The organism is Nitrincola tibetensis (genome assembly GCF_003284585.1).
GTDB lineage: Bacteria > Pseudomonadota > Gammaproteobacteria > Pseudomonadales > Balneatricaceae > Nitrincola > Nitrincola tibetensis.
This window is the reverse complement of sequence record NZ_QKRX01000011.1, coordinates 107704-134693: the sequence shown is the minus strand read 5'-3', so window position 1 is coordinate 134693 and position 26990 is coordinate 107704. Positions and strand designations below refer to the sequence as shown.

Annotated in this window: 25 protein-coding genes, 1 tRNA gene and 1 pseudogene; 10 read left to right on the top strand and 17 right to left on the bottom strand. The window is 45.9% G+C overall.

What is annotated here, in order from left to right:
- Window positions 1-79 precede the first annotated feature (79 nt).
- Entirely contained in the window at window positions 80-631 is a 552-nt protein-coding gene (locus tag DN062_RS14205) for a pirin family protein (RefSeq protein ID WP_112159964.1), read from the bottom strand.
- Between the two features lie 183 nt (window positions 632-814).
- Here DN062_RS14205 and DN062_RS14200 point away from each other — a divergent pair, with 183 nt between their 5' ends.
- Both DN062_RS14200 and DN062_RS14195 read left to right on the top strand, forming a co-directional pair.
- Window positions 815-4072 carry a putative bifunctional diguanylate cyclase/phosphodiesterase gene (locus DN062_RS14200; protein WP_112159963.1) on the top strand — a complete coding sequence of 1086 codons (3258 nt, stop codon included), beginning with the start codon at window positions 815-817 and terminating at the stop codon, window positions 4070-4072.
- Between the two features lie 68 nt (window positions 4073-4140).
- The gene (locus tag DN062_RS14195; protein ID WP_112159962.1) at window positions 4141-4941 is read left to right on the top strand and encodes an enoyl-CoA hydratase; all 801 of its coding nucleotides are present in this window, start codon (window positions 4141-4143) and stop codon (window positions 4939-4941) included.
- 70 nt (window positions 4942-5011) lie between these two features.
- On the opposite strand, the gene DN062_RS14190 is transcribed toward DN062_RS14195, so the two are convergent.
- The 6 genes from DN062_RS14190 to DN062_RS14165 all read right to left on the bottom strand — a co-directional run bounded on the left by DN062_RS14190 (window position 5012) and on the right by DN062_RS14165 (window position 10740).
- A complete protein-coding gene (locus DN062_RS14190) occupies window positions 5012-6196 on the bottom strand; it encodes an MFS transporter (RefSeq protein WP_112159961.1) in 1185 nt (394 codons plus the stop codon).
- On the bottom strand, window positions 6193-6882 hold the full coding sequence (locus tag DN062_RS14185) for an aspartate/glutamate racemase family protein (protein ID WP_112159960.1): 690 nt from the start codon (window positions 6880-6882) through the stop codon (window positions 6193-6195). The genes DN062_RS14190 and DN062_RS14185 overlap by 4 nt, the downstream gene beginning before the upstream one ends.
- A 4-nt stretch (window positions 6883-6886) precedes the next feature.
- Entirely contained in the window at window positions 6887-8176 is a 1290-nt protein-coding gene (locus DN062_RS14180; protein ID WP_112159959.1) for a TRAP transporter large permease, read from the bottom strand.
- Window positions 8176-8697 (bottom strand): TRAP transporter small permease, encoded by a 522-nt coding sequence (locus DN062_RS14175; protein ID WP_112159958.1) that lies wholly within the window; start codon window positions 8695-8697, stop codon window positions 8176-8178. Before DN062_RS14175 ends, DN062_RS14180 begins: the two co-directional genes overlap by 1 nt.
- 22 nt (window positions 8698-8719) lie before the next feature.
- Window positions 8720-9718, bottom strand: a complete 999-nt coding sequence (locus tag DN062_RS14170; protein ID WP_112159957.1) for a TRAP transporter substrate-binding protein — start codon at window positions 9716-9718, stop codon at window positions 8720-8722.
- A 146-nt stretch (window positions 9719-9864) separates the two neighbouring features.
- Complete coding sequence (locus DN062_RS14165) at window positions 9865-10740, bottom strand: MurR/RpiR family transcriptional regulator (RefSeq protein ID WP_112159956.1); 876 nt, start codon at window positions 10738-10740, stop codon at window positions 9865-9867.
- A gap of 397 nt (window positions 10741-11137) precedes the next feature.
- Here DN062_RS14165 and codB point away from each other — a divergent pair, with 397 nt between their 5' ends.
- From codB to codA, 3 genes are read left to right on the top strand one after another with little or no spacing between them, the layout of a single operon-like run.
- On the top strand, window positions 11138-12394 hold the full coding sequence (gene codB, locus DN062_RS14160; RefSeq protein ID WP_112159955.1) for a cytosine permease: 1257 nt from the start codon (window positions 11138-11140) through the stop codon (window positions 12392-12394).
- Entirely contained in the window at window positions 12391-13599 is a 1209-nt protein-coding gene (locus DN062_RS14155) for a PucR family transcriptional regulator (protein WP_112159954.1), read from the top strand. Before codB ends, DN062_RS14155 begins: the two co-directional genes overlap by 4 nt.
- 11 nt (window positions 13600-13610) lie before the next feature.
- The gene (gene codA / locus DN062_RS14150) at window positions 13611-14861 is read left to right on the top strand and encodes a cytosine deaminase (protein ID WP_112159953.1); all 1251 of its coding nucleotides are present in this window, start codon (window positions 13611-13613) and stop codon (window positions 14859-14861) included.
- Window positions 14862-14919: 58 nt separating this feature from the next.
- Here codA and DN062_RS14145 read toward each other — a convergent pair whose 3' ends face one another.
- On the bottom strand, window positions 14920-15804 hold the full coding sequence (locus DN062_RS14145) for a LysR family transcriptional regulator (protein ID WP_112159952.1): 885 nt from the start codon (window positions 15802-15804) through the stop codon (window positions 14920-14922).
- A gap of 129 nt (window positions 15805-15933) precedes the next feature.
- Here DN062_RS14145 and DN062_RS14140 point away from each other — a divergent pair, with 129 nt between their 5' ends.
- A complete protein-coding gene (locus DN062_RS14140; protein ID WP_112159951.1) occupies window positions 15934-16572 on the top strand; it encodes an NAD(P)-dependent oxidoreductase in 639 nt (212 codons plus the stop codon).
- Window positions 16573-16632: 60 nt separating this feature from the next.
- Here the strand turns inward: DN062_RS14140 and DN062_RS14135 are convergent, their stop codons facing one another.
- From DN062_RS14135 to DN062_RS14125, 3 genes are all read right to left on the bottom strand, one after another.
- On the bottom strand, window positions 16633-16815 hold the full coding sequence (locus DN062_RS14135; protein WP_112159950.1) for a DUF6435 family protein: 183 nt from the start codon (window positions 16813-16815) through the stop codon (window positions 16633-16635).
- A gap of 151 nt (window positions 16816-16966) precedes the next feature.
- On the bottom strand, window positions 16967-17269 hold the full coding sequence (locus DN062_RS14130) for a type II toxin-antitoxin system RelE/ParE family toxin (RefSeq protein WP_112159949.1): 303 nt from the start codon (window positions 17267-17269) through the stop codon (window positions 16967-16969).
- Window positions 17269-17517 carry a type II toxin-antitoxin system ParD family antitoxin gene (locus DN062_RS14125; protein WP_239995796.1) on the bottom strand — a complete coding sequence of 83 codons (249 nt, stop codon included), beginning with the start codon at window positions 17515-17517 and terminating at the stop codon, window positions 17269-17271. Before DN062_RS14125 ends, DN062_RS14130 begins: the two co-directional genes overlap by 1 nt.
- A 972-nt stretch (window positions 17518-18489) precedes the next feature.
- Here DN062_RS14125 and DN062_RS14115 point away from each other — a divergent pair.
- Window positions 18490-18933 (top strand): hypothetical protein, encoded by a 444-nt coding sequence (locus DN062_RS14115; protein WP_133256765.1) that lies wholly within the window; start codon window positions 18490-18492, stop codon window positions 18931-18933.
- A gap of 68 nt (window positions 18934-19001) precedes the next feature.
- On the opposite strand, the gene DN062_RS14110 is transcribed toward DN062_RS14115, so the two are convergent.
- A complete protein-coding gene (locus tag DN062_RS14110) occupies window positions 19002-19880 on the bottom strand; it encodes a dihydrodipicolinate synthase family protein (protein ID WP_112159946.1) in 879 nt (292 codons plus the stop codon).
- 10 nt (window positions 19881-19890) lie between these two features.
- Complete coding sequence (locus DN062_RS14105) at window positions 19891-20667, bottom strand: aldolase (RefSeq protein WP_112159945.1); 777 nt, start codon at window positions 20665-20667, stop codon at window positions 19891-19893.
- A 110-nt stretch (window positions 20668-20777) separates the two neighbouring features.
- Between DN062_RS14105 and pdxR the strand changes: the two genes are divergently transcribed.
- Window positions 20778-22235: a MocR-like pyridoxine biosynthesis transcription factor PdxR gene (gene pdxR / locus DN062_RS14100; RefSeq protein WP_112159944.1), complete on the top strand. Its 1458-nt coding sequence runs from the start codon at window positions 20778-20780 to the stop codon at window positions 22233-22235.
- Window positions 22236-22245: 10 nt separating this feature from the next.
- Window positions 22246-22526, top strand: a pseudogene (locus DN062_RS14095) (IS3 family transposase); the annotation flags it as partial.
- Window positions 22527-22642: 116 nt separating this feature from the next.
- On the opposite strand, the gene DN062_RS14090 reads toward DN062_RS14095, so the two are convergent.
- Both DN062_RS14090 and gltX read right to left on the bottom strand, forming a co-directional pair.
- Window positions 22643-22718, bottom strand: a tRNA-Ala gene (locus DN062_RS14090).
- Between the two features lie 113 nt (window positions 22719-22831).
- A complete protein-coding gene (gltX, locus tag DN062_RS14085; RefSeq protein WP_112159943.1) occupies window positions 22832-24322 on the bottom strand; it encodes a glutamate--tRNA ligase in 1491 nt (496 codons plus the stop codon).
- A 576-nt stretch (window positions 24323-24898) separates the two neighbouring features.
- Between gltX and DN062_RS14080 the strand changes: the two genes are divergently transcribed.
- Window positions 24899-25426, top strand: a complete 528-nt coding sequence (locus tag DN062_RS14080; protein ID WP_112159942.1) for a hypothetical protein — start codon at window positions 24899-24901, stop codon at window positions 25424-25426.
- A 47-nt stretch (window positions 25427-25473) separates the two neighbouring features.
- Here DN062_RS14080 and DN062_RS14075 read toward each other — a convergent pair whose 3' ends face one another.
- Both DN062_RS14075 and DN062_RS14070 read right to left on the bottom strand, forming a co-directional pair.
- Window positions 25474-25941, bottom strand: coding sequence for a hypothetical protein (locus DN062_RS14075; RefSeq protein ID WP_112159941.1), 468 nt, complete (start codon window positions 25939-25941; stop codon window positions 25474-25476).
- Between the two features lie 14 nt (window positions 25942-25955).
- Window positions 25956-26987: an ABC transporter permease gene (locus tag DN062_RS14070; RefSeq protein ID WP_112159940.1), complete on the bottom strand. Its 1032-nt coding sequence runs from the start codon at window positions 26985-26987 to the stop codon at window positions 25956-25958.
- Window positions 26988-26990 lie beyond the last annotated feature (3 nt).

Here is a 26990-nt window from a genome sequence, read left to right as displayed (position 1 = left end):
CTCGAAATTGGGAGCCTAAAGGTGCCGTCTCACTAAATCCCGCAAGACTTGAAGAAATGGCACTCAACAAACAAGCAGCTTAAGCATAGTATTTTGGACAACTGGGTTGAAAACTACCGACCTTTACACCCTCAAGGTTAACTGCTGGGATGTCGGACGAGGGGTAGTGATAAAAAGCGGGCTCAATTTCCTCATCAGCATCTGGTAAGGCTAGCCAAAGTTGTAAACCGTGAAGCGAATGCGGCACAGAGTTCACTTCGTCACGCTCACGTTCAGAATGCACAATTCCTTTCCCTGCAACCATCAGGTTGATGTCACCTGGACGAATCGGTTGATGACTGCCAAGAGAATCGCGATGCAAGATCTCTCCCTCGAATAAATAGGTAACAGTTGCTAAATTGATGTGTGGATGAGGGCGTACATTAACGCCTTTACCTGCCGGGAAATGAGCCATCCCCATTTCGTCAAAAAATACCCAAGGGCCGACTGAGCGACGTTCACGAACAGGTAAGCAACGACGAACGGAAAATCCACCGAGGTCTTTTGGCCGTGGATCAATGATCAGATCAATGGCATCACAGCCTTGACTGGTTGTGCATTCTCCTTCAGAGAAGGAATCGATTGTGCTCATAGCAAGACTTCTTTACTCAAATAAAAAGGTTTAATGGGTTCAGACTAGGTCATTGGCGGCAGGATCTCAAGGTAGTACTAGGGGAGAGACTCGCAGATTGCCCTAGAAATATCTATATTGATAACGTTAAGACCGATATAATCCGATGTATTTCCTATTTTTTTGCTTAAGAGTAATAACGGAATGCAAATAGGAATTCGAGGCAAACTCGTCCTGTTGTTTGTTGTGATGAAGGTCATTCCTTTGCTGTTGTTGGGTTGGCTTGCTTGGACGCAAGCAGATAATCTTGGACAACATTTGGCTGCTGGTGTTGATCAATTACTCGGAACAGCTACTCGATCCGTCAATGAAGTGGGGCGAGTGGCAATAGCCGATGCCGTAGAGGCTCTAGATGCACGAGCCAAAGAGGATATCGAGCGTCAAACCACCGATGTCGCTAAAGCAATCGCAAATTTTTTGTATGAGAGAGACAGTGACATACTGATGGCGGCCGCCTTGCCAGTGGAGGCCGCTGTTTATGAGCAATTCGTCAAAAGCCGCACACGTCACTTGGTTCGTCATGGTCAATGGCAACTGTCTGCTGATCAACATGAGTGGGAGCCACTCGAAATGCATGTACCCGAAGCATCTCCTGTAGATTGGGGCAGTGATGATAATGCTCGAGCCTTTAATTACGTGCCGCCTTTTGCATTTAACCAAGTCAACACACCTCTTTATTTGGAAATGACCTTTATTGACCTTCAGGGACAAGAACAGGTCAAAATAACGACATCAAATAGAGTGAGCTCCCAACGCCACAATATTTCTGATTCAGCCAATACCTATATCAAAGCTGAAAGGTATTTTGCCGAGCTCAAGCAACTTGCGCCGGGTGAGGTATACGTTTCCGAGGTCATTGGTGCTTATGTCGGTGCCTCTTTGATCGGCCCCTATACGCCGGAAAGCTCAGCAAAAGCTGGGATTGAGTTTGCCCCACACGACAGCGCGTATGCTGGAAAGGAAAACCCTGTTGGAAAGCGTTTTGAGGGGCTGGTTCGTTGGGCTACCCCCGTGATGAAAGATGGCAGTATTATTGGTTGGGTCAGCTTAGCACTGGATCACGATCATCTTATGGCGTTTACCGACTTTATTGTACCGACCCCTGAGCGCTATACAGATATTACCGATGCGTCATCGGGTAACTACGCTTTTATATGGGATCACAAAGCGCGCAGCATTGCCCATCCTCGACATCATTCCATTGTAGGGTACGACCCTGAAACTGGGCAGCGAGTGCCTGCTTGGCTTGAAGAGGGGCATTATGAAGCATGGCAAGCCAGTGGCCTGAGCTATGATGAGTTTATTGATCAGCTGCCCCCTTTTTTATTTCAAAGCCATAATAAACGTCCGTCATTAGCTCAGGTAGGAATTGGGCAGGTCGGGTTGGACTGTCGTTATCTGAACTTTGCTCCGCAGTGTGTAGGTTGGCACAATTTGACTGAACAGGGAGGCTCAGGTTCCTTTGTGATTCTATGGAGTGGGCTATGGAAGTTGACCACTGCGGCGGCGATCCCCTATTTCACGGGACAATATGCCGATACACCTCGTGGGTTTGGCTTTGTAACCATTGGGGCGAATGTTAATGAGTTCCATAAACCCGCGAATGAATCCAAAGAGCGGCTTGATGAGATTGTGATGCGTGCAGATGGACAGATGTTACAACTCAGCGATGCCACGCTTATTGCAATTGATAAAAACCTTAACCAAACAGCGAGAAGTTTAACTCTATCCACTCTGGTAATGATCGTATTGGTGGTGCTCATTGCCATCTGGATGGCATCGTATATGTCGGGACGGATCCGTCGACTTGTGAAGGGCATCTCGCAGTTTCGTCAAGGAGAACGGTCATTTCGTTTCAATGGCGTGAGTCGAGATGAGCTAGGTGAGCTGGCATCCTCATTTAATCAGATGGCCGATACGGTGATCTGTAATCTTTTACGTCTTGAAGATGAAGTGACACAGCGTCGTAGGACAGAGGCAGAGCTTTTATCAATTAAAGAAAACCTTGAATACCTTGTTGCCGAGCGTACTCAAGAACTGACTGACGCAAATGCACGCATGAAAAATGAAATTCTTGAGCGATGTTCCGCGCAAGAGCGAGCACATTTTCTAGCATGTCATGATTCATTAACGGGCCTTGCCAATCGTTTTGAATTTAATGATCGTCTTCAAGATGCTGTTAAGTTGTCGATTAGGCAGAACCGTTACTGTGCTTTGTTATTTTTTGATCTGGACAAGTTTAAGTCGGTGAATGATCACTATGGCCATGGAGTAGGTGATGAACTCTTGATTGCTGTTGCTGACATGTTGCGCCAAGTCGTTCGTAATACGGATACGGTTGCCCGTTTAGGTGGTGATGAGTTCGCTATTATTTTGAATGATTTAGCTGAGCCAGAGCGCGCAGCCATGGCGGCTCAAAAAGTGATCGATTTGTTGAGCCAGCCGTTGCAGGTTGCGGGACACTTGATTCAGACAGGTACTAGTATTGGTATTACGACCTATCCTGGTGACACTCAAGACCCTGATGAGCTACTGTTGCATGCTGATCTTGCTATGTATCAGGCGAAAAACGAGGGAGGTAATACTTATCATTTCTTTATTAAAACGATGCATGATGCGGTAAAACAGCGCAGGCAACGAGAAACGGAATTAAAGCTCACGCTACAAGAGCAGCAATTCACTGTTTACTACCAGCCTCGGCATTTTTGTAATAAAGAGGGAATCTGTGGTGTTGAAGCCTTAGTGCGTTGGCAGCACCCGAAAGAGGGGCTTCTATTACCGAATCAATTTTTGGAGATTGCGAGTCGCTCAGGTCTTCTACCAGCGATTGATGAGTTTGTTATGATGACAGCCTGTGTGCAGGCCAAGGCTTGGTTAGATAAGGGGCTTAGGTTTGGTCGTATCGCAGTGAATGTGTCTCCAACTGAAATCGCCCATCCGAATTTTGTCTCTCGTGTTTTAGATGTGCTGTCATCCAGCGGGCTCCCTCCGACCTATCTCGAATTGGAGATTACAGAAAGGGCAATATTAACGAATAGCGATTTAGCCATCGCAAACTTGTTAGAGTTGCGTAAGGAGGGAGTTATTATTGCAATAGATGACTTTGGCACAGACTACTCATCGCTCAAACGCTTGATTGATTGTCCGATTGATGTCATTAAAATTGATCAATACTTTGTCAGTAATATGGAAGATGGGAAATCGGTTGCGGTTATTAAGGCTATTATTGCGATGGCAAAGTCTATTGACTTAGAAATCGTAGCCGAGGGAATAGAGTTGCACATGCAGATGGTAGAGCTTCATAGGATGGGATGTGACGTGATGCAAGGGTTTTATCTTGCTAAACCTATGCCGCCAGAAGAAATGTTTGCACATATTCGACTTAATACACCGGAAGGCTAGTCTTTGTTCTGATCTGTCTAAATGCCCATTAATATTTTTTCAATGTAAAATAAAAATAAGGAAACCTTATGTGCCCCAATTCAAATGATACCCCTGCACAGTTACTTCGCGAAGACCACAAGGGAGTTGCCTGGTTAACACTGAATCGTCCAAAAGCCAGAAATAGCTTGTCGAGCGAATTAATTGAGTTACTGCAAACAGAGTTAAACCAAATCGCTGAAACACCGTCTATTCGAGTGGTGGTGATTTCAGCCAATGGTCCTGCATTTTGTGCAGGGCATGATCTCAAAGAGGTGACGTGCTCCGATCAAGCGTTCCATGAAGTGTTGTTTGCACGTTGCAGTGAGTTAATGTTGAGTATCCGGCGGATGCCACAACCCGTGATTGCATCGGTGCAGAGTTTAGCAACTGCCGCAGGCTGTCAATTGGTGGCCACCTGTGATCTGGCCGTTGCTGCACGCTCTGCCCGTTTTGCAACGCCAGGTGTTCATATTGGGCTTTTTTGTTCAACACCAATGGTTGCGTTAACGCGTAATGTCAGCCCGAAGCAAGCCATGCAATTGCTGTTGACGGGTGATCCTATTGATGCCCAAACAGCCTTGGCATATGGCTTAGTGAGCCAAGTCGTGGATGACGAAAAGCTACAGGAAGAAACCCTCACACTCGCACTGAAAATAGCGTCAAAATCCGGCCAAACGCTGCGTATTGGCAAAGAAGCCTTTTATCAACAGTTGCATCTTAGCGAAGCCGATGCCTACCGATATGCCAGTGATGTAATGGTGAAAAATTTACAAATTGTCGATGCAAAAGAAGGAATTGCTGCATTCGTTGAAAAGCGTCATCCTGTTTGGGAGCAAGATAAAGAGTGAAAGATTGATTTGTGAGTTTCTGTGAGTTTGCTGTGTTGGCAAACTCACCGTTTGGTGTCGTCCTTAAAGGCTATTTTTCCGCCTGATCAAATCTTAAGAGGCCAATGGCTAAGAGCATCATACTGGCCATTAGCAGCGCAAATCCCCATGTACCGGCTAGATCAAACACCAAGCCAAATATCAGAGGGGCGATTACACCGCCTAGATTCGTTACCAGCATGGTGTAGCCGATGGCAGTACCCGTGTAAGAAGGAGGTGCTAGGGCAAGCGTTAAGGTGATGTGTAGGCCCGTAGCCGAACAGGTTGAAAAACCAAGCAAGAGGGCGGCGATGGGAGCGAGTGCCCAGAGTTGCAGTTCTGCTTGCAGGATTAACAGCAGAGCGCCGAAGAATGCTACCGCACAGATCCATTGTAGAGTTTTGGCTGGATCTTTGCCGAATGTGCGATCATTCATGACGCCCCAAAAGAGACGCCCGATCAATGTACCAAGTTGTAATAGCCCCATGCATAACGTGATTAAAGATGCACTTAATGTCGCTGACTGTCTGAGTACTTCAGCTAAAAAAGCCCAAAGCGTGAATTGACCGCCATTCGTGAGTCCTGATGCTAAATTTGCGCGACTTAGATGCGGGGTTTTTAGCACATTTCGAATAGGCTGAGACGAGAGGCCTTGAGAAAGAACAGGAGGCCTGCCCTCATTTTTAGGTAAAAACAGCCAAAATAAACTGCCAAGACAGGCGGCGATGATCGCAATCAATATCACACCAAGTTGCCAGCCGTAGACAATCCCTAAGCCTGCAAGTCCAGTGCCGATAGCGCCACCGACGGGCACTCCTGTTTGCTTTAAGCCAATGAGAGTGCCGCGCCAATCCGGTGAGAACCAGAGAGAAATAGCGCGGCCTGCGGCTGGGTTAATCATCCCATAGCCTGCACCACAAATGGCCATGCCGATACAGATATGCAGGTAGCTTTGCCCTAACCCTACACCCAGCATGCCCATTGCCATAACCCAAGCGGAAAGCGTCAACGAATGTCGTGTTCCGATTTTATCTGTTAACACTCCCGCTGGAAAAGAGGCTGCTGCCAGCGTAGCTGAGTAGGCACTGGCAAGCCCTCCCACCTGAAGCGCTGAAAGGCTTAATTCACTCATCAACTGAGGTCCAGAGGCCAGAACTCCCAGAACACAAAGAGCACCTAATGCTTGAGCCGCAAAAATAAGTGAAAAATGAAGTTTTTGCTGTGTCGGTATCTTCATGCCCTTAGATTCAATGCATCCATTTTCGAAGAGGGATGGGCCATTAGTGCGACTCGAAGAGTTGCAATGGCGGCGGTCGTGCCATCAATCACAGGTACGCTAACATTCGGTTGAAGCCGTGCGGCTAAACCTGCTAAGGGGCCACCGCCTAGTACAATGCTATGCACCTTATCTTCATGTGCAGATAATCGACAGAGTTTTAAAAGCTCATCGGCAAGTTCATCTTGGATGGCACCTGGATCATCCCAGTGAGCATCTTCAACCATGTGCATGGCGACGAGGTTTGCACCGTAACCATAGCTTTCGGCTGTTTTGCGCAGCGCATAGGCCATGGCTGGAGAGAATGAGACAATGGACATGCGCGTTCCAATGACGGATGCCATTGCGTAAGCAGATTGAGCAATGCCTACGACCGGTACATTGCATTGTTTACGCACCACAGCCAATCCAGTATCTCCAAAGGATGCGAGAATGATGCCGTCGATTGGTTTACTCCAGTTAGCCAAGGTTTGTGTAACGGCTTTCTCTGCTATGAGTGCATCCTCGGGGGTGACAATTAACTCAGGCGCACCTTCTGCACAGATTGTCGTTATAGACTCATGAGGCAGTCGTGCGGCTTGGGCTGCTGCGTCTATGCGTGCCGTGACAGAGGGAGATGAATTTGGATTAATAATTAATAATTTCATAGTATTAGCCTAATAAAACCGAGGGTAACCAAAGCGAAATTGCGGGAAAAACATTGATCAATAAGAGTGCAATGAGCATTGCACCAATAAACCACATGAGTGGCGGGATAATTTGCATAATGGTGATGCGTGCAATCGAGCAGGTGATTAGCACCACGGAGGCAACCGGAGGTGTTTGTTGACCTATGCCGAGGTTAATGGTCACAATTAAACCAAAGTGGACGCGATCAATGCCCAGTTGGTCAGCCAGTGGCAAGAAAATTGGCACCAGCATTAATATAGCGGGTGTGCCATGAACAATGGTTCCGGCAAGCAAGAAAAATACATTAATGGCCAGTAGAATGACCCAATAATTATCCGAAATGCCGAGGATAGCCATAGCGATATCTTGTGGAATACGCTGATTGGTTAAGTACCAACCCAAGAGCGTTGAGGTTGCCACAATAAACATGAGCATTGCGCTGCGCTTACCGGAAATGCGCAGAGTGTCAATAAAATTTTCCCAAGTGAGTGTCCGATAAACAAGCGAGGCCATCAATATTGCCCAAAGTGCAGCCACGGCACCGGCTTCAGTGGCGGTGAAAATCCCACCTAAAATACCGAATAAAATTAAAATTGGCAGGGTTAAGGGCAGAGCAGCATCTTTTCCTGTGTCGAGCACGCGTGAGAAGTTAAATTTACCTTCAGTCGGGTATCCTTTCCAAACAGCGAGTCCATAGGCCGTCATCACCAACAAAAAACAGACCAGAAAGCCCGGTAATATCCCGGCTGCAAACAGTTCCGCAATGGATGCATTGGCGACATAGGCATACAGAATTAAGTTGAGAGAAGGTGGCACGATAATCGCCATAGTCGCAGAGGTCGATGTGACCGCCGCTGCAAATGCTGCAGAGTAGCCGCGTTTTTTCATTTGCGGAATCATCACCGAACCGATAGCCGCTGCATCGGACGTAGCCGTACCCGAAATTTCTGAGAAAAACAGAGAGGTTAAAATGTTTACGTGTGCAAGACCTCCTCGAATATGCCCCACCAAAGACGATGCGAAAGCGATGAGCTTTTCGGCAATTTTGCCTTGGTTCATCACCTCTCCTGCGATCATAAATAATAACGCTGCAACGAGCAGGTAATTATTGGCTCCGCCAAAGGGGATTAGCCCCATAATCATGGGCATGACTGCAGGATCAAGAAAGATCATTAGCATCGCCGTGATGCCCAACACATACGCAATGGGAATCCCGATAGCGAGCAAGACAACTAAAAGAATTAAGATTAAATAGCCAGGTTCAATTAACATCAGCCATCTCCTTCAGGCAGCAAATCGTTCGGATTGATGCGTCCTAGCAACAGTCCAAAAAAACGCACGGTACAAATCATTAAGACGAGAGCTCCGCCGACTGGAACGGCACCCCGAAATAAAATGACGGGTAAGTCTACGGATATCAGCATACGTCCAGAAAAACTCAAGGCCGCTTTGCCGCCGTACCACAAAAGGGCGAGTGCAAAGCTTGCCATCAGTAGTTGGTTGATGCAGGCAAGCACTCGTTGTAATTGAATCGGTAAGCTGCGAGCGACTCCATCAAAGCCCAGGTGCTCGTTGGTACGTGTTAAGTAGGCCGCACCGATAAACGTCAGCATTGCTAAAATATGGGCGGGAAGCTCCTCGCCCCAAGAAACAGATGCGTTCAACACAAAGCGTGAAAAAACAGCGTAGTTGAGTAAGATCAACAGGATGGCGGCCACGGTGATCGTAAAAACATCTAGAGCGCGACACATCCAGCGATCAAGCCAGAGAATACTTTTACCTAGGGTCTCCATGGACACCTCCTGTTATTAGTGTTTAGTCGAGGCCAAGAACTTCGCGGGTGACTTTAATCATGTCAGCGCCGATGGCATCAACAAACAGAGGGCTGTCATATAAGGGTAGGGCAGCGGCTTGGAAGGCTTCAAAATCCACGTCATTAATGGCAATTTTTTCAGCTAACTCTTCCAAAACACGTGCATCGGTTTCCTCACCCCAGGTAAAGGTCCAAGGTGCGGTTTGGGCCGCAATGCGTAAAACAGTGTCCCGAATTTCGGGTGTCTGAGCATTTAACCAAGGCTGGCCAAAAAGCATAAACGTGGGTAGGTAGACGTGATTGGACAGAGAAAGGTATTTTTGCACTTCATAGAGCCGAGCACTTTCGACGATTTGAGCTGGATTTTCTTGTCCGTCAATGACGCCTTGATCTAAGCCTGAGTAAACCTCACCAAAGGAGAGTGGCGTCGCATTGGCGCCAAGCGTATTGAACATAGCGACACGCTGCCGACTGGTCGGGGTGCGAATTTTTAGGCCATTTAAATCGGCGGGTGTGACCACTGGGCGTACTGAGTTGGTAATAACCCGGAAGCCATTATCCCATAAGGCCGAGAGCACAATTCCTTTGCCAGAAAACCCTTCAGAGAGCATGTCAAATGCAGGAGAGGCGGCGAACTCTTGAACTTTATCTCGGTTTTCAAACAGATAAGGAAGGTCAAACACCGCAGTACGAGGATTGACTTGAACCACAGCGGAGGCGGATAGCGAGGCATGATGAGTACCAAACCCCATACCCTGTAACACATCCTCTTCAGACCCTAGAGTATTGCCCATGAAAATTTGTACGTCGATTTTGTCCGGCAACTCGGCTTCGACTCTGTTTTTGAACTCCATTAAAAAAGTATGGGCAAAGCTGCCATCGGGTAGAGAAGAGTTAATTTGCAGGACAACGGGTCTTGCTAATGCAGTGACCGGAAGAAGTGCTCCCAGTGCTAAGACTAGGGCCGCTTTACGCAGGGTTGTTTTCGTCAATAAAGACATAGCAGTACCTCATTAAGTTAATTAGCCGATAGGCAGTTCTTATTGAGGGGCAATTTGTTCATGTGATAATTATTTTTCATTAGAAGATATCACAAAAAATATTTTTCACAATAGATCGAATGAAGTTTTTTAAAAAAAGTAAAAAATCAAATTTCGTCGAGTGTATCGTGCAGAGCTTCAATGCTGAGAAGACGACGGCGTCCTGTGGGACCCGATAGCTCAAGTAGCCGTGTGGATATTAGGTGGCAAAGAGCGAGCACGGCTGCGTGATTGAATAAGGGGCCCGGAGCTGTTGTTTGCACGCGCAGTGTCCAGGTAGGATTGAACAGGTTTTCAAATGACGGTGTGGTGTTGATTTGACTGAGTGCGGGGGTGTCGGTAATGACAAGGCTGCATGCATCGGTGTTAGCGAGTTCACGAAAAATATTTTCCAGTTGTTTAATAGGGCGCCGAAGTGAAAAAACTAAAACAAGATCATGTTTGTCGATGCTGCAAAGGCTTTCGGCCAGTGTTTGGCCTGCTTGAGGCAGGAGCGTGAGGTTTGGCAGGATTTGTCCCATTTGCGCGCCTAGATACACGGCAAATGCATGCGCGGTTCTAAATCCAATAATCCAAACACGATTAGCCTTTAGCATTGCCGAAGCAATCTCGTCTATTTCCGCAAGTGTAATACCAGCAAATGAATTTTCAGTATTAATTCGACTTTGTTCAATATGTGCCGCGAGCGCTGATTCAGGGCCTTGTTTCGAGACTAGACTTTGAAACACGGCAGCACCGCTTTGTTGTGTGAGTCTTGCCGCTTGTCGCGCCTCATCAAAACTGGAATAGCCCAAGCGTCTGACAAAGCGAGTAACTGTTGCATTTGATACATTGGCGAGTTGAGAGAGCTCTGTGGCGGAATAACTCGCAATTTCTCCTGGAAAAGACAATAAGGTGTCGGCTAAACGCCGCTCGCTTGGATGAAGATCAGGTAGGGCCGATCGAATGCGAGAAAGAAACGTTGGGGCTTGAGTCGAAGGCATACCGTATCCAGAAAAATCAATTTGATGAAATTATATTTTCATGGGCGTTGTAGGTCAAAAAAGATTTCTTCTATTTGGCGGGATTCCAATATTTAGCACCCTAAATGCGCCATTAAAGCGCTAAATTCACACAGAATTGATGCACACTACACAGCTTACGGGCTATTTTAAGGCACCGCTATCCGTACTTCGCTATATACAGTATGCCTCACTGTGCAAAATGCTCACTCAGTGCAATTAAGCGGTGTTCAATCAGCACATGAGTCTATGAGCGTCCTCTTTTTTGAAACGTCTGGCATATCCATTGCAGTTACTGTCTGAGTGCTTAGATGATTGAGTGGTTTGCTTATCCGATAGGCGCTGGGATGTTTATCCAAAATTAACTGGGGATAGGATTATGAACGAAACAGATTATCCACTAAGTGAAGTACCCGCCGATGCGCGTAAAGGCTTAGTATCGACGTCATTAGTATTGCTAGGTTTTACGTTTTTTACCGCCACCATGTGGGCGGGTGGGTCTTTGGGAACGGCGTTTAGCTTTTCTGAGCTGCTTTTTGTGATTTTAATCGGCAATTTGCTACTTGGCACTTATGCGGCCGCTTTAGCCTATATTGCCTGTAAGAGTGGTCTAAACTCAGTATTGATGGGGCGTTTTTGCTTTGGAGAAAAGGGCAGCAAACTGTCCGATTTTATTTTAGGTTTCACGCAGATAGGTTGGTATGCTTGGGGAACCGCCACCTTATCGATCGTATTGATTAAAACAACAGGGCTACCAGAGGGGCTGGAAATTCCCTTAATGATTTTATTTGGTTTTGCGTTTTGTGCCACCGCTATGATTGGATATAAAGGTCTGGATTGGCTTTCACGCTTCGCTGTGCCAGCCATGATGGTGTTTATTTTGATCAGTCTTTACAAAGGATTGATTGATGTGGGAGGCCTTAGTGTACTGGCAGGCCAATCGGGAAGCGGCAGTATGAGTTTTGCTGCAGCGGTGACTGTGATTATTGGTACCTTCGTTAGCGGCGCGACACAAGCCACGAACTGGAGTCGTTTTGCCGCCAGTCCAAAAATTGCAGTCATTGCTACATTGGCGGCCTTCTTTATCGGTAACGGTTTGATGGTGTTCACGGGCGCGCTTGGCGCGCTTATCTATCAGCAGGCAGACATTGTTGATGTCATGTTGGCGCAAGGCTTTGTGGTACTGGCAGTATTGATGCTCTTTCTCAATATTTGGACGACACAGGACAACACAATTTATAACTTTGCTGTTGCTGGCTGCAATCTATTGAGAACGGATCGTCGTCGTTTGGTAACCGTGAGCGGTGCTGCTATAGGCACAGTGCTAGCCGTGGGTGGAATGTACAACTTTCTAATTCCTTTTTTGATTCTACTCGGTACGTTTATTCCGCCAATCGGTGGGGTGATCATGGCCGATTATTGGCTTCATCATAAAGGAAAATACCCCTTACTCAGTAGTGTGACGCTGCCTGATTTCAATTGGCACGGTTTAGCCGCGTATGCCATTGGCTCAGGAATGGCTTACTATTCACCAATACTTCCACCCGTTGTCGGTGTTGTCGGAGCTGCAGTAGCTTACACTTTACTGCTTAAGGTTTCGGTTCCACAGGTTAAAATGAGATCGGTTGAACAATGACAATACGCTGTGCCGATATACCTAAACTACCTGGGCTCGAGAGCATCCGCTTTCGAGCTGGGTTACAGGGGGCTTCACGCATTGTGCGTTGGCCTTATATTGCTGAGAATGAATCAATTTCTCCTTGGATTAAAGGCGGAGAGTTGGTTTTTGTGACGGGAATTAATCTATTGCGTTCCGAGTCGAGCCTTTGTGCTTTGTTGCATGAGTGTATTGATCATCAGGTTGCGGGATTGGTGATTCTAACGGGTGATGAATATATCAAGACAATACCCAAATCTCTGTTGAACTTAGCGAACCAAATGAATTTTCCGGTTTTCGAACAGCCTTACGCATTGAAAATGGTGACAGTGACCGAGGTGATCAGTAATGCGATCGTGCAAGACAATTTGATCGGTCAATCGATACATATGTTCCTTACCCGATTAATGAATGGCTATGCCGATGCGCCGGAATTGATTCACTTACGCTCGCAACAATTGGGACTAAGCCAGTTAAACTGTTTTTCGGCCATAGCGCTGTCTACAAGTGTGTGCCAAGAAGACGATGCTGCGCTTTCACGTTTGCAACAACCGCATTTGCTTGAGCAGTTGATTAGCGATCTTTTGCAGCGTCGGGATAATCCTTGGCCTGTACTGGTGTGTGAGTCTGATTTCATTTTACTTTGGCCCTGTGAAAATGCAGGAGCTGAGCGCTTAGATGAAGCGGAACAAATTTTATTACGTCTTAAACATAGTTTGCCTCATAGTCGTATTTTCATGGGGTTAAGTAGCGTTCATAAGGAATTAACTCAGTTCGGGGCCGCTGTTGAGCAAGCACGGCAAGCACTGCGTTTTGCACAACAGCATCCAGAGCGATCTATTTTCTTACACGAACAGTTGGGTGTATGCCGTTTATTTGCAGCGATTCCACAACGTCATTTATTGGCTGATTTTTGTCAGGAAAACCTGCGCGAGTTGTGTTTTGCTCGCGACCCTAATGCACAAAAACTGAAAGCCACACTTAGCGCTTTTTTGAATCATGCAGGGCATTTACAAGAGACGGCGGAGGCACTCGGTATTCATCGAAATACGCTCAACAATCGCTTAAAGCAGATTGAGCGTTTAACTCATTGTTCACTCGCGGATGCCTTTCAACGGCTTAACTTACAAAATGCATTATTAATCGAACAAATGTTATTTCAAAATCATACGATTACAGATTAGGTAGGTAGTTTATGGACATTATTAATGCCCGATTACGTCACTCGAATGAGTTGCATCATTTAACCATTCGTGAAGGCCGCTTTAGCGAAATTCACGTGCAGTCAGGTGTTAAGGCCCTTGAAGAGGGGCAGATTGATGCTCAAGGCTATTTAATCTGCGCCCCCTTTATCGAGCCTCATATCCATTTAGATGCAGCCTTGACTGCGGGAGAGCCCGATTGGAATCACAGCGGTACCTTATTTGAAGGCATTGAACGTTGGGCGCAGCGTAAACCGTTATTAAGCGAAGCGGATCTACGAAGTCGTGTGCTGAAAACCGTGCAAATGCTGGTGGAGCGGGGGGTTCAACACATACGTACACATGTGGACACAACCGATCCAAGCTTGTTGGGTTTACATACCTTGTGTGCCTTGCGCGATGAATTACGTGATTGCATTGATATTCAGGTGGTCGCTTTCCCTCAGGAAGGCATACATTCCTTTCCTAAAGGTGAAGCGCTTTTAGAAGCTGCGATTGAGGCGGGGGCCGATGTTGTAGGGGGGATTCCGCATTTTGAGTACACGCGCGAATTAGGAGAGGCATCGGTTAAAACGCTCGTAAAATTAGCGATCAAGTACGATAAGTTGATTGATGTACACTGTGACGAAATAGATGACCCAGGATCACGCTTTTTAGAGGTGTTAGCGGCGGAGGCGTTATTTAATGGCATAGGAGAACGAGTGACTGCTAGCCATACAACAGCGATGCACTCTTATGATAACGCCTATTGCTCGAAGTTATTTCGTTTATTAAAACGCTCGGGTATCAATTTTGTCTCCTGTCCGACAGAAAGTATTCATTTACAGGGGCGCTTTGACACCTTTCCAAAGCGAAGAGGGGTCACACGTGTTAAGGAGCTTACTGCCGCCGGCATGAATGTGTGTTTGGGACAAGATTCAATATTCGATCCTTGGTATTCCTTAGGCAATGGCAGCTTGCTGCGTACCCTCGACTTTGGTTTGCATATCTGTCAAATGATGGGCTATAAGGACTTCCAAACCTCACTGAATTTTATTACTGACAATGCCGCTAGAACCTTAAAGCTAGGGGAGGAGTATGGCATTGCTGTTGGAAAACCGGCCAGTTTTATTCTCTTGCAAGGAGAAGATGATTACTCAGTGCTGCGACAGCAAAGTGATGTGCTGCTGTCTGTGCGTAAGGGAAAAGTCTTAATGCAAAGAGAACCATCACGAGTGGTTACAACGTTGGATCTACCCGCTTAGGCATGTATAAGGAATCTAGCCTTCTGTATACCTGCTCATAATAGCCCTGAAGCCAAGATTAAATTAAGTCTTGGCTCCAGCGTTCGGCCAGAAAATCAATAAATTGTCGAACCAGCGGTGTTTGATAACTGCGCGATAAGTAAACCGCCCAAATAACGCTGCTGGGTAGATGGTAGCTAGGCAAAATTGGCGTTAGCGCACCGGTTTTCAAGAGAGGATTGGCTAAGTCAAGGGGGAGGCGCAGGATGCCCCTATGGTGAAGTGCGGCACGGCATAAGATGCCCATATCATTGGCCCGTAGATTCCCTTTTACCGTAACGCTGATGGGCTGGTTGTCATAGAAAAACATCCACTTATTACCGCTCGTATGAACTAAGCAATTGTGTTGTAACAGGTCATTTGGGTGCTTGATCGGTGGGTGTTGTTTAAGATATGCCGGGGTTGCTGCGATAACCATGCCCACTTGCATTAGCCTGCGTGCAATGAGATTTTCATCGGGTTGATTGACGAAGCGCAATGCGATATCGACCCGGTCATCAACGAGTTGTGCAAGTTGATCGGACGCAAGAATATCAATCATGACGTTAGGATGTGCTTCCAAAAAGCTTTCGACCGCATCCAGCAATAGATTCTGCGAAAGTCCAATAGGGGCTGAGATACGAATGGAGCCGCTTAGGGACTGAGCGCCTTCTAATGCCTGCATTTCTAAGGCAACGGTCTGATTTAAAATCTGTTCACATTGACTTAATGCTATCTCACCTGCCGCAGTAAGACTGACTTTGCGTGTGGTTCGATGCAACAAGCGTTGCTTTAGCCAATCCTCAATTTCTTGTACATGGCGCGAAACTTGTAAGCGACTCAGGTTTAGATTTTCAGCTGCATGAGTAAAACTTGCGGTATTGGCGACCTCAACAAAGCTACGCATGGCGGTTAAGCGATCCATAGGATTTCCCTAGATTGTTTCAAATTTAGATATAATCTACATCATTTTTTGTTATTTATCGCTGTAAGTTGAACAACTAAACTGGCTTCATTCATTCAATAAACGTCTCATAAAGAGCAGGAGAGAAAAATGAAAGTTGCAGTTTTAGGTGCATCGGGTTGGATCGGTAGTCATATTCTTGCTGAAGCAAAAGCACGCGGTCATGAAGTGGTTGCCCTTGTGCGTGATCCCTCTAAGGTGACAGATGAAGGCGTTGAAGTACGTCAACTGGATTTGTTAGACGAAGGCGCGCATCTTACGGCCGCGTTTGAAGGGGTTGATGTGGTCATTTCATCTGTGGGTGGTAGAGCAGCGGGTAACCATGAGTTGGTCGTAAAAACGGCTCAACGTTTACTGAAAGAATTACCGACAGTAGGTGTGACACGCTTGTTGTGGGTAGGTGGGGCTGGATCTTTAGAGGTAGAGCTAGGGGTTGCACTCATTTCACTTCCTAATTTTCCAGATGAGTATAAGCCAGAAGCACTGGTAATGGTTGAGGCATTGGAGGTTTTCCGCAATTACGAAGGTGATGTCAATTGGACGTTTGTCAGCCCAGCAGCGGAGATTTTTCCCGGTGAGAAAAAGGGAGAGTATCGAGTTGGTGGTGATAGCTTAGTGTCTGATTCGGAGGGCAATAGTCGTATTTCTGTTGCAGATTATGCTGTCGCGATGATTGATGAACTCGAAAAAGCACAGCATCCGAGTCAGCGTATTGGTGTGGCTTACTAAGCTCACACACTTAATTTAAAGATCACGCCAGTGCCAATTGTGTTGGGCTGGCGTTGCTCATTATGCTTCCTTTTTTGCTTGTTCGAGTTCTTTGAATAAAGCATTGGCCTGTTCAGATAGCTCCGAGTAACCACGAATGTCGCCATTGCGTTGGGCGAGCATTGCCTGTCCAAGCTTTTCTTCGTAAGACTTCTGCAGCTTTTTTAACTTACCCGTATCTGAACGTTTGAATAAATTGAACATAGCCACCTCTGTGTAAGAATTATCGTGTTCTACGGATATGGCAGTGTTTGGTTCACTTTTTGGGGAGATTACTGCCTGAATCCCAGAGGGGAGGGTTGTATTAAGTTATCTGGTGATAATAAATATCGTCTGAGAGTATATCTGACAATTATTACTCGTAGTCCAAAAGCCGTTTTGGGGCATCCATCTCCTCGTGCAAAACACGAACAACAAGCACTTCTGACTCTAACACTCGATAGAAAACAGAGTGATGTTCTATCTGCAATCTACGGTAGCTGGCAAGTACATGAGTATAATCAACTCCAAGCAATGGATAACTCATAAGCTGTTTCATACCCAACTCAAGCTGATCCAAGTAATGATCAGCTTGATCTACCCCCCATTCATTGCAGGTGTATAGCCAAATATCCGTTAGGTCAGATTCTGCTTTCGGTGTGATACTTAAACTTAGCACTAATTTTCCGTCATCATCAATTTACGACCAGTTGCTTTGATGGAGGATACATCTAATCGCTTCGGCTTACCGCTTGACTCACCATCAGAGAGAGCTTGCCTGAGTGCGTAAAGACGCTCCTTCGTCTGCTGATCTCTTCGAATGAGATCACGAATATATTCACTGTCATTGCCAAAGTAACCATTTTCAATCTGAGCCTTCACCCATTCGTCCTGCTGCTCAGTCAGGGTGATAGTTTTTCTGTGCATGCTCATCGCTAGTACCTCTCAAAAATCAAAGTATGATATTATCATACTCTTGACGAGATCTATTGCAACCTCAATTCAACAGATAAAACTAAGAGTTTGGTTGGTGTTATCGAATTGTTGCGTGATGCAGTGTCAGCAAAGTTATAATAAGCAAGGATAGGTCGCGCGCAGCCGCGACTTAATCCTGTTGTTGGACAAGCCCGGAGTCAGGGTTTTTTGCTTATATAGTAGATATATCGATGGCCGCCTTAGTGGCTTTGGTTGCGGTAATTAGCCGAAGCAATTTCAGGCCGAGTTTGGTCATGATGGCCTGTTTTGCCAACCACAATTTGCTGCTTTTTCTTTTTTATATTTAGCCGTTACTGGCCTCCTATGTTTGTGTTTTCACTACGGTGGGGGGCGTCTCCTGTGCCTTGGTGCAATCCTTCCCTTTGCTTAGTCGGTTCGCTTTATGTGGGCTGTTGGTTTTATTGTTGTCGCTTCTCTGCTGTGTTTAAACCAGATTATGTGTAGCGAGCCATGGCAATTCGGTCAACACTTTTTGCTTAGTTGCCGGGCTGGGTGTTGGCGATAACCTGACTTTAAGCAGAAATTTAAATCGTTGGCTTCTTCAGCTGAGACGCAAATTGATGGGGTACCGCAATTACTTTGGTTTGCCTGATAATAGTCGTTGTCTGGATAAGCTGTACAGTCATGTGCTGCATAGTTTATACAAATGGCTCAATAGACGAAGTGGAAGGCGCAGTTATAACTGGAGTCAGTTTAAGTAGATGTTAGTGTATTATGGTATTGAGCGACCAAGGGTGAGTAAGCGCATTATTCATGTTGATTGGTATTAAGTGCGTGATTTACACGCGTGAATATATAACTGAAGAGCCGGATGCGGTAGTTTCGCACGTCCGGATCTGTGTGGGTGCGGCTCAGTAATGGGTCGTTCTACCACGATGCCCAGAGGTCCTTATGACAATTACCTTGGCAGCAATACTTTCGCTGATTACAGGACTGGTAGGAGCGGTCTTCGGACATGTTTTGTCCGAAAAAAAGAGCCGCAACGATGAGTTGGCAAAAATGCGATTGGATGCTTATACAGATTTTTTGAAAGCCACTTCACTCCTAGTTTCTGCTAGAAGATCCGGGCGAATACAAGATGAGATTGTTGAGCTTGGAGCTCTCAATGATGCAAAATCGCGGATCTGCGTATGTGCTGATGCGGGCGTAGTGGAGGCCTTGGAAAGCTTTTGGCTGCAAGGTGGTACGCTTGAGAAGGAGCAGGAGATTCTCGCTTACACAAGGCTGTGTAGGGCGATGCGTGAAAGCTTGGGTAGGGACGGCCTTTCCACCGAAATCCGCTTGTCCGATATACTTTTTAGACTTGAGCCCTCTACCTTCTCATATCGGAGAGAGGCTTCGGATTAGACCAAGATGGTATATTAATGATAAAACGAAAGACCTACGTTAGTTTAGTAAGCCTTTCCCATGCTCGCTTAAACAAGTTCGGCTAACATGCCTTTCAAGCGATTTTTGGCAGACTCATTAAGAGGTAGTAAGGGTTTTCTCGGGCCTCCCACTTCATTTCCTTGAAGTGCAAGACCTGATTTCACCGCAGCAGCCAAACCAGAAGACACGATAAACTCAAGGAATTCATACTGCTTATAAAAAAGCGTCTTGGCCTTTTCGCTCTCACCCTTTTTAACGGCATCAAACAGTTGTTTGGGCTGGTCACCGATTAGGCAAGGCGCCGCTGTACACCAACCACTCGCGCCTGCATTGAGTGCTTCAAGAGCCATGTGGTTACAGCCATTTAAAAAGGGAACTTTACCTTTCGATAGCTTGTATATCTTGTGCATTCGCTGAATGTCACCAGTGCTTTCTTTTATCATTGTTGCATTCTCAATACCATCAACCATTTTCAACATGAACTCTGGTGACATGTCAACGCCGCAGGTTGAGGGGTTGTTATAGATCATTATGGGCAGCGGTGTAGAATTCGATACACTCTCGTAGTGAGAGTAGATCTCTTGCTCATTCAGCTTGTAATATGAAAATGGTGAGAGCATGATCACGTCCGCACCAATCTCATACGCATACTTAGCATAGTTGACAGCCTGTTCAGTGGTTAGCTGTGCAACCCCAATTACCACTGGTATTCTTCCATCAACATACTTCACCGTGTACTCGGCTACTTGCTTCCACTCAGATTCACTTAAGTAGGCTGCCTCACCTGCGCTACCTAAGGCGGCAATGGCATCGACCTTGGCTTTTAGTAGCACGTCAATGACTTTGCCTAGCTTGTTTAAGTCAACGCTTTTGTTGTCATGGCTAAAGGGCGTAACCGGATAACCGATAATTCCTGATAAGTTCATAAAATGCTCCTCATATACAGTCAGGGTGGTTTTTTAGGGCTTGTCTTGCGTAGTAAGCAAAATTGACTTTGTTTCGCTTGTCAGTAGAGGTCCAGTCATGCGCTTCTTTCGCTAGTTCCGGTGGTAGTGGTTTGATTTCTCCCACTGACATCGCCAAAACTTGTAGTTTTGCAGCGCGTTCAATCAGGATGGCAAGATTGCAAGCTTCTTCAATCGTTCTACCCGTCACGAGCTGGCCGTGGTGCGCTAGGAAAACCGCGCGGTTATTCCCTAGTGCATTAGAAATCAATTGCCCTTCTTCATTACCAACTGGTACTCCCGGCCAATCCGCTACAAAGGAGCAGTCGTCGTACAATCCACTTGTATCCATGTGAGAAATAACTAGCGGTACTCCCACCATAGATAATGCAGCGACATAGGTTGGATGCGTGTGGATAATGCAGTTAACGTCTGGGTGTTCTTTATAAATCCATGTATGAAAGCGATTTGCGGGATTGGGCATCCCTTCACCATCTATCGGCTTGAGATCTTGATCTACAACGATTAAGTTCTTAGCACTGATCTCATCAAAGCCCAGCCCAAATCTTTGCGTTAAGAAGGTGTTGGGTTTTTCAGCACGACAGGTAATCTGTCCGGCTAAGCCCGAATCATGGCCCTTATCAAATAAAATTCGGCAAGTGAGTGCTAATTTTTCTCTATCCGATAGACCGATGTCCTTTATAAGCTTCTGCATATCGCTCTCAGCGCTTTGTATCAGCTCCAGTTTTGTCTTGTTGGCTGTCTTCATGTGATTTCTCCTCTTAAAGCGGCATTTGACAATATGAGCATGCTATAGATAGACTGGTCCCAAAATAAGGACCAGATTTAATATGTTTAATGGTCCAGTTAGGGGGCGATATGCTTAGACCTTGGGAGACTCAATTTTGGTTGGAGAACAGCCCCGGCAAGACACTCCATTCAAAGCTGCTGAATAAGCTGACGAAAGATATAAAAGATGGCCGCTTAGCTCCAGGCTGCATGCTTCCAGGGTCACGGTCTCTGGCTGAGCAACTAAGCGTCAATCGGAAAACTGTCCAGCAGGTTTACGAAGAATTGGAGGTTCAGGGATGGCTGGTGACTCGCCCTAGATCAGGCACCTATGTTTCAGAGACACTACCCGAACAAGGACTAAAAAGGTCTGACGAAGATTTGGTCAATAGTACGCATAGAACCAAATCTCCGTCAGAGTTGGTTGAAGTGCTTTATCAAGATGCGGTTTGTTCCTATGGCAGTGTAGCCACGGCTAATGACGGTACACCTGACTCGCGACTGATACCTTATGAATTACTTGCAAGAACTTATCGAAGGGTTTGTATCAATTTGAGTCGCCATTCGAAACTTGGATATGGCGATCCCAGGGGTACCATCGAGTTACGCGAATCAGTCAGAAAAATGCTGTCAGGCGATAGGTTTATGAACTGCTCAGTTGAACAAATCTGTATTGTTAGAGACAGTCAAATGGGTATATACCTCGCTTCAAGAGTGTTAGATCCAAGCAAAGGCGCTATCGTGATGGAAGACCTTTGTTATCTACCGGCAAAAGCAGCGTTTGAATCCAATGGTTTTAAGGTCATAACCTGTAAGCTTGACGAACACGGTTTGGATATCAAGAATCTACGAGACATATTGGCCGAGCATACCATCGCTGCTATTTATGTAACGCCCCACCATCAATACCCAACAACTGTATGCTTACCTATGGATAGACGGCTTGCTTTGCTGGAGCTCTCCAAATCGTTCAAGTTCGCGGTGCTTGAAGATGACTATGACCATGAATTCCACTATGAAACCAATCCCATTCCTCCTCTGGCCAGTCTTCCTCATTCGGAAAATGTTGTGCATATCGGGTCTATGTCGAAAGTGTTCGCTCCAGGCTTAAGGCTCGGCTACATTGTGGCGGACTCACAGTTTATTGAAAGAGCAGCACAAGAGATTGTGCTGATCGATAGGCAAGGCAATACTGTCTCTGAAATTGTTCTCTCAGAGCTGATGGAGTCGGGAGAAGTGAGGCGACACATTCGTAAAATTCGCAAGCAATATCAAGCCAGAAGGGATTTTGCAGCTCAGGAGTTTAAGCGAATTTTTGGCGATAAAATTTCTTTTACATTGCCTAGTGGCGGAATGGCTATATGGATTGATATTTCAAAACTCGTTAACGGGAGATCTTTAGAAAAACTCCCTGGCAAAGACTCAACGTTAAGTACGCTCTATACAGATGACCAGATTACACCTACACATCTACGGTTTGGTTTTGGCGCATTACGCGAAACTGAAATTACACGATCAATAGAACAGTTGTCGAAAGCACTGAAGTGATCAATGCGACTTTTTATATACGACCGTGTTGCAGATATCGCTATGCCTAGCGCCAAATTTGCTTGAGCAGGATTTTAGCGCAAAAGGTCAGAACCAGAATGGGTCGGTGACATCATTTACCTGATGAGCAGTGAGGGATGTCTGTATCTGGTGGTAATCATTGGTCTGTATTCGCGTGCGGTGATCGTTCATAGTGATCGCGGCAGCCTATGTTGCTCGCATGATTATCGTGACTTGATTACAACGCACCAATTGGTGCAAAGGATGAGTCGTAAAGGCAACTGCTGGGACACTGTATTGCATGCGCTAGTATAGAAAATCTTTCGATACTTTGTATAGGTAACAAACGCGAAGGCATTAATTCACAAGAGTTTTGAAATTTTACGAGAAGTGATGAATCTAGTGATTGGTGGAGTCTAGGGGGATCGAACCCCTGACCTCAACGCTGCCAGCGTTGCGCTCTCCCAGCTGAGCTAAGACCCCATGTCTCTAGGACGGTGCAAATAATAAAGCGACGCTAAGGCGGTGTCAACACTTTTTATTAATTTTTTATGCTAAAAATCAAATTGTTAAGTGTTAACACCGAAAGGAGACAGTTAAACAGCTTGTGTTAAGTCTGCAAACTCTTTTTCCCAGCGCTTCGCTTCCTTCTTCGAAGGGCCGCCAACGGTATCTAGAGCAAAGCGAACGCGAGCTCGGCTCATGTCTGGCCCTAAGATTTGCATGGCGTCAACAACCGAAACGCTTTGTGCGGTACCAGAAATGGCGACGAACAACGGAAATAAGAAATCGCGGATTTTAATGCCCATGCCATCGGCAAGTGCCTTAAGTCCTTGGAATAAAGTGTCTTTATTCCATTCGCTTTGGCGATCCAGGTACCAGGACGCAAATTGTAAGATCTTTTTAATTTGCTCTTCGTTCAGCGATTTATGCTCGAAGGAGGCAGGCGTGATATTTAGCATTCCTGATAAGAAAAAGGATGCCAGTGGTGCAACGTCCGAAAACTTCTCAACACGAGGTTGGATTAACGGAATGATCTGCTTTAGATAAGTTGGGTTTAGCGCCCATTTCATCATCTCTGCAGCAAAGGTATCTGTATCGAGTTCCTCGCGAATCCACATACCATTGAGCCAGCTGAGTTTGACCTGGTCAAATACAGGGCCGCCAAGAGACACTCTGGATAAATCAAAATGCTCGAACATTTCTGCACGAGAGAATTTTTCGCGCTCATCAGGCATCGACCAGCCCATACGGCCTAGGTAGTTCAGTAGCGCTTCAGGTAAGTAGCCCATGCGCTGATAATAGAGAATGCTGGTTGGGTTCTTACGTTTCGATAGTTTTGACTTATCAGGGTTGCGCAGCAGCGGCATATGGCAAAGTTGCGGCATATCCCAACCAAAGTATTGATACAACAGCTTGTGCTTAGGCGCTGAGTTGATCCATTCCTCACCACGAATAACGTGAGTTATCTTCATTAAATGGTCGTCAACCACATTTGCTAAATGGTAAGTGGGCATACCATCGGATTTCAGCAAAATTTGAGCATCGACCTGACCCCAATCCATTTCAATTGGGCCGCGTAATAAATCATCTATAACGCAGATGCCTTCTTCTGGAACACACATTCTCACAACATATGGCATACCCTGAGCCATACGTGACTCAACTTCTTCAGCAGGGAGAGCAAGATCACTTTGCTTTAAGGCGGTGTGTTTGCCATCAGCCTTACGTAGTTCCCGGAGCTCGTCAAGTTCTTCAGAAGTGCGGAAGCATAAAAACGCATGACCTTCTTCAACCAAGCGCATGGCAAAGTCTTTATACATGTGTTTACGTTCGCTTTGACGGTAAGGGCCGTGCGGGCCACCGATATCCGGGCCTTCGTCCCACTCTAATCCGAGCCAGCGTAATGAGTCCAAAATGGCCTGTTCAGACTCAGGGGTGCTCCGAGTTTGATCGGTATCTTCTATACGAAGAATGAACTCACCACCATGCTGGCGAGCAAATGCAAGATTGAAGAGAGCAATGTATGCGGTTCCAACATGTGGATCTCCCGTTGGAGAGGGCGCGACTCGGGTACGAACTGTCATGGGTGCCTTACTCAAAAAATTAGGTCATTAAAATAGAATTATAACGTGTTTAACTAGGAGGGAGCTATGTTTGTTAACCTTCTCTCTATGAACCATAAATGCACTAATATGGTTCGCATTTATGAGCTAGTGGGATATATTGGTGCAAATGAAGGTGTGTTTTGTTCATTGAGAGTAAAGCTTAAAAATACTATATTATTGATTTTTAAAGGTTATTAAAAGTTGGCATCTTGATTGCTTTATATAAAACATGTATGAAACGATTTAAACCCAGTTTAAATGTGTTTCATAACGTTTTTCGCACTCGAGGGGCACTGCGAGACCGCCGCATTCAATGAATGCGGCGTTTTTTTTTGTTCTTTCTCAGTTATCTAGCGTTATTCCTGTGATTAAAGCATGAGTTTGATGTGCTCTCAATTTCAATATAGGTTAAATGATAGTTTAGCGTTCTTCTAGGGCATGCTAGATTGTTTTTGCCCTATTATGATGCACTGTTCAACGTTGGACGTTAATTCAATAAGTTCAGCTTAGCTTCATCCCCCGATAGTAAACTTAGAAAAAATGGAGGGTGCTATTATGCGTAAATACTTAATGACTGCGATGCTTGTTGTGATTCCTGGCCTGTCTATGTCAGCACAGGCAGATTCATCTGCTTTCAATCAAATCCTTGATGGGTTGGTGCAGTATCGCCTAGCTGAGCAGCAACGTCAGTCACATGTCGATTTGCCCATTGCATTAACATCGAGAGAGCGTGATAGGCTGTTAAACATTCTTTTAAATGATTATATGAGTGATAGAGAGCGATCTGAGCATCGCCATAGCAATCGTCATAACAATTATCGTGATCTGCCACCGGGACTGCAGCGCAAGTTGGCACGTTCTGAACGTCTACCAAGAGGGTGGCAGCGTAAGTTGGTCAGAGGCGAGGTGATGCTACAGGAGTTATATCGTTATGCGACGCCTTTGCCAGCAAATTATCGAACACGAGCAAGAATTGATGACCGCAATACGGAGTTGGTATTGCTAGGTGATAAAGTAGTCCGTCTAGTTGAGGGGCGAGGCACCATTGTTGATGTCATAGATATCGCCAGTATTCTATTGTAAATCTATAAGCCTCTAAGTTTAGAGGCTTATTTCTTTCAACGCTTCTGCTAAGGATTCACTTCGTTACATGAGATAATATTGCGAATCTTTTTGAACCAAACCGAATGGTATCCTTGTACTTTGCATTGGTAGGTTGCACCAAATTTGAGCCTGCCTTGCAAAGTGGATGAGTTGCGCTTAAGTCTTAACAAAGAATTTTGATTGAGAAAAATACCTTCGGAAGTGTAGATTTCGTAACGATCTTCCCCTGAAGAGTCGGCAATTCGGTCTCTTCCCTCCATCACAAACGTAACTTGACTGCGGCTAATGTTCCAGAGGAGTGAGGGTGCAAAGCTATACAGGATAATGGCTGCAATCACCGTATACGTGATGCGTCGTGTGCGTTGGCTAACCCGTTTCGCGAATTGTGTGTCGATAAAACGAATTTTACTTAGCAGCAGGTTAAAAATAACACTTACGCCCTTAAGTTTGAGTTTAAGAATTTTCAAAAAGGTTGAATCAGATTTACTTTCCATAACGAAACACTCCATTAATGTTGATCAGAAAAGCCTTTGCGAGGATCAAAGGCATCTCGTATGGCTTCACCGATAAATATCAGCAAGGTTAACATGATTGACAGACTGAAAAATGCAGTTAATCCTAACCACGGTGCATGAAGATTTTCTTTACCCTGTGCGACCAACTCCCCAAGACTGGGTGAGCCAGGTGGCATGCCAAAGCCTAAAAAATCTAAGGCAGTGAGCGTGACAATTGAGCCGTTAAAGATAAACGGCATAAAGGTGAGTGTTGCAACCATTGCGTTGGGTAATACGTGTCGAAACATGATGAGGCGGTTGCTGAGCCCTAGCGCTCTTGCGGCACGAACATACTCTAAGTTGCGACCACGCAGAAATTCAGCGCGCACAACGTCCACTAGGCTCATCCAAGAGAATAGCAGCATAATGCCGAGCAGCCACCAGAAATTGGGTTCAACGATGCTAGCTAAGATGATTAATAAGAAGAGGACAGGTAAGCCTGACCAAATCTCGATGAAACGCTGAAATAGTAGGTCAACTTTTCCGCCATAATAGCCTTGCACGGCGCCTGCTGCGACGCCGATAACAGAGCTTGCCAGCGTTAAGACTAAAGCAAACAGGACGGAAATTCTGAAGCCGTAGATGACTCTAGCCAGCACATCTCTTCCTTGGTCATCTGTGCCTAGCCAGTTTTGTAGGCTAGGGGGAGAGGGAGCCGGTGAGGGTAGATCGTAGTTGATCGTTTGGTAGTTGTAGCGTAACAAGGGCCAGATCATCCAGCCGTCCGCTTCTGCAATAAGATTTTGAATAAACGGGTCGCGGTAGTCGGTGGCGATGTCGAACTCCCCGCCAAACTCAAGCTCTGAGTAGTCCTTAAAGATAGGAAAGTAGAGCGAGCTATTGAAGCTTACGACAATCGGTTTATTGTTGGCGATCAGTTCCGCACAAAGAGAAAGTGAAAATAATGTTAAAAATATCCAAAAAGACCAATAGCCACGACGGTTTTTTCGGAAAATGGCGAGCCTGCGCTGCATGATAGGTGTCATGAT

Excerpts from the sequence above, each read along its gene's own strand:
- DN062_RS14205 (WP_112159964.1), bottom strand. The coding sequence starts at position 631 with ATGAGCACAATCGATTCCTTCTCTGAAGGAGAATGCACAACCAGTCAA.
- DN062_RS14200 (WP_112159963.1), top strand. The coding sequence starts at position 815 with ATGCAAATAGGAATTCGAGGCAAACTCGTCCTGTTGTTTGTTGTGATG.
- DN062_RS14195 (WP_112159962.1), top strand. The coding sequence starts at position 4,141 with ATGTGCCCCAATTCAAATGATACCCCTGCACAGTTACTTCGCGAAGAC.
- DN062_RS14190 (WP_112159961.1), bottom strand. The coding sequence starts at position 6,196 with ATGAAGATACCGACACAGCAAAAACTTCATTTTTCACTTATTTTTGCG.
- DN062_RS14185 (WP_112159960.1), bottom strand. The coding sequence starts at position 6,882 with ATGAAATTATTAATTATTAATCCAAATTCATCTCCCTCTGTCACGGCA.
- DN062_RS14180 (WP_112159959.1), bottom strand. The coding sequence starts at position 8,176 with ATGTTAATTGAACCTGGCTATTTAATCTTAATTCTTTTAGTTGTCTTG.
- DN062_RS14175 (WP_112159958.1), bottom strand. The coding sequence starts at position 8,697 with ATGGAGACCCTAGGTAAAAGTATTCTCTGGCTTGATCGCTGGATGTGT.
- DN062_RS14170 (WP_112159957.1), bottom strand. The coding sequence starts at position 9,718 with ATGTCTTTATTGACGAAAACAACCCTGCGTAAAGCGGCCCTAGTCTTA.
- DN062_RS14165 (WP_112159956.1), bottom strand. The coding sequence starts at position 10,740 with ATGCCTTCGACTCAAGCCCCAACGTTTCTTTCTCGCATTCGATCGGCC.
- codB (WP_112159955.1), top strand. The coding sequence starts at position 11,138 with ATGAACGAAACAGATTATCCACTAAGTGAAGTACCCGCCGATGCGCGT.
- DN062_RS14155 (WP_112159954.1), top strand. The coding sequence starts at position 12,391 with ATGACAATACGCTGTGCCGATATACCTAAACTACCTGGGCTCGAGAGC.
- codA (WP_112159953.1), top strand. The coding sequence starts at position 13,611 with ATGGACATTATTAATGCCCGATTACGTCACTCGAATGAGTTGCATCAT.
- DN062_RS14145 (WP_112159952.1), bottom strand. The coding sequence starts at position 15,804 with ATGGATCGCTTAACCGCCATGCGTAGCTTTGTTGAGGTCGCCAATACC.
- DN062_RS14140 (WP_112159951.1), top strand. The coding sequence starts at position 15,934 with ATGAAAGTTGCAGTTTTAGGTGCATCGGGTTGGATCGGTAGTCATATT.
- DN062_RS14135 (WP_112159950.1), bottom strand. The coding sequence starts at position 16,815 with ATGTTCAATTTATTCAAACGTTCAGATACGGGTAAGTTAAAAAAGCTG.
- DN062_RS14125 (WP_239995796.1), bottom strand. The coding sequence starts at position 17,517 with ATGCACAGAAAAACTATCACCCTGACTGAGCAGCAGGACGAATGGGTG.
- DN062_RS14110 (WP_112159946.1), bottom strand. The coding sequence starts at position 19,880 with ATGAACTTATCAGGAATTATCGGTTATCCGGTTACGCCCTTTAGCCAT.
- DN062_RS14105 (WP_112159945.1), bottom strand. The coding sequence starts at position 20,667 with ATGAAGACAGCCAACAAGACAAAACTGGAGCTGATACAAAGCGCTGAG.
- pdxR (WP_112159944.1), top strand. The coding sequence starts at position 20,778 with ATGCTTAGACCTTGGGAGACTCAATTTTGGTTGGAGAACAGCCCCGGC.
- gltX (WP_112159943.1), bottom strand. The coding sequence starts at position 24,322 with ATGACAGTTCGTACCCGAGTCGCGCCCTCTCCAACGGGAGATCCACAT.
- DN062_RS14080 (WP_112159942.1), top strand. The coding sequence starts at position 24,899 with ATGCGTAAATACTTAATGACTGCGATGCTTGTTGTGATTCCTGGCCTG.
- DN062_RS14075 (WP_112159941.1), bottom strand. The coding sequence starts at position 25,941 with ATGGAAAGTAAATCTGATTCAACCTTTTTGAAAATTCTTAAACTCAAA.
- DN062_RS14070 (WP_112159940.1), bottom strand. The coding sequence starts at position 26,987 with ATGACACCTATCATGCAGCGCAGGCTCGCCATTTTCCGAAAAAACCGT.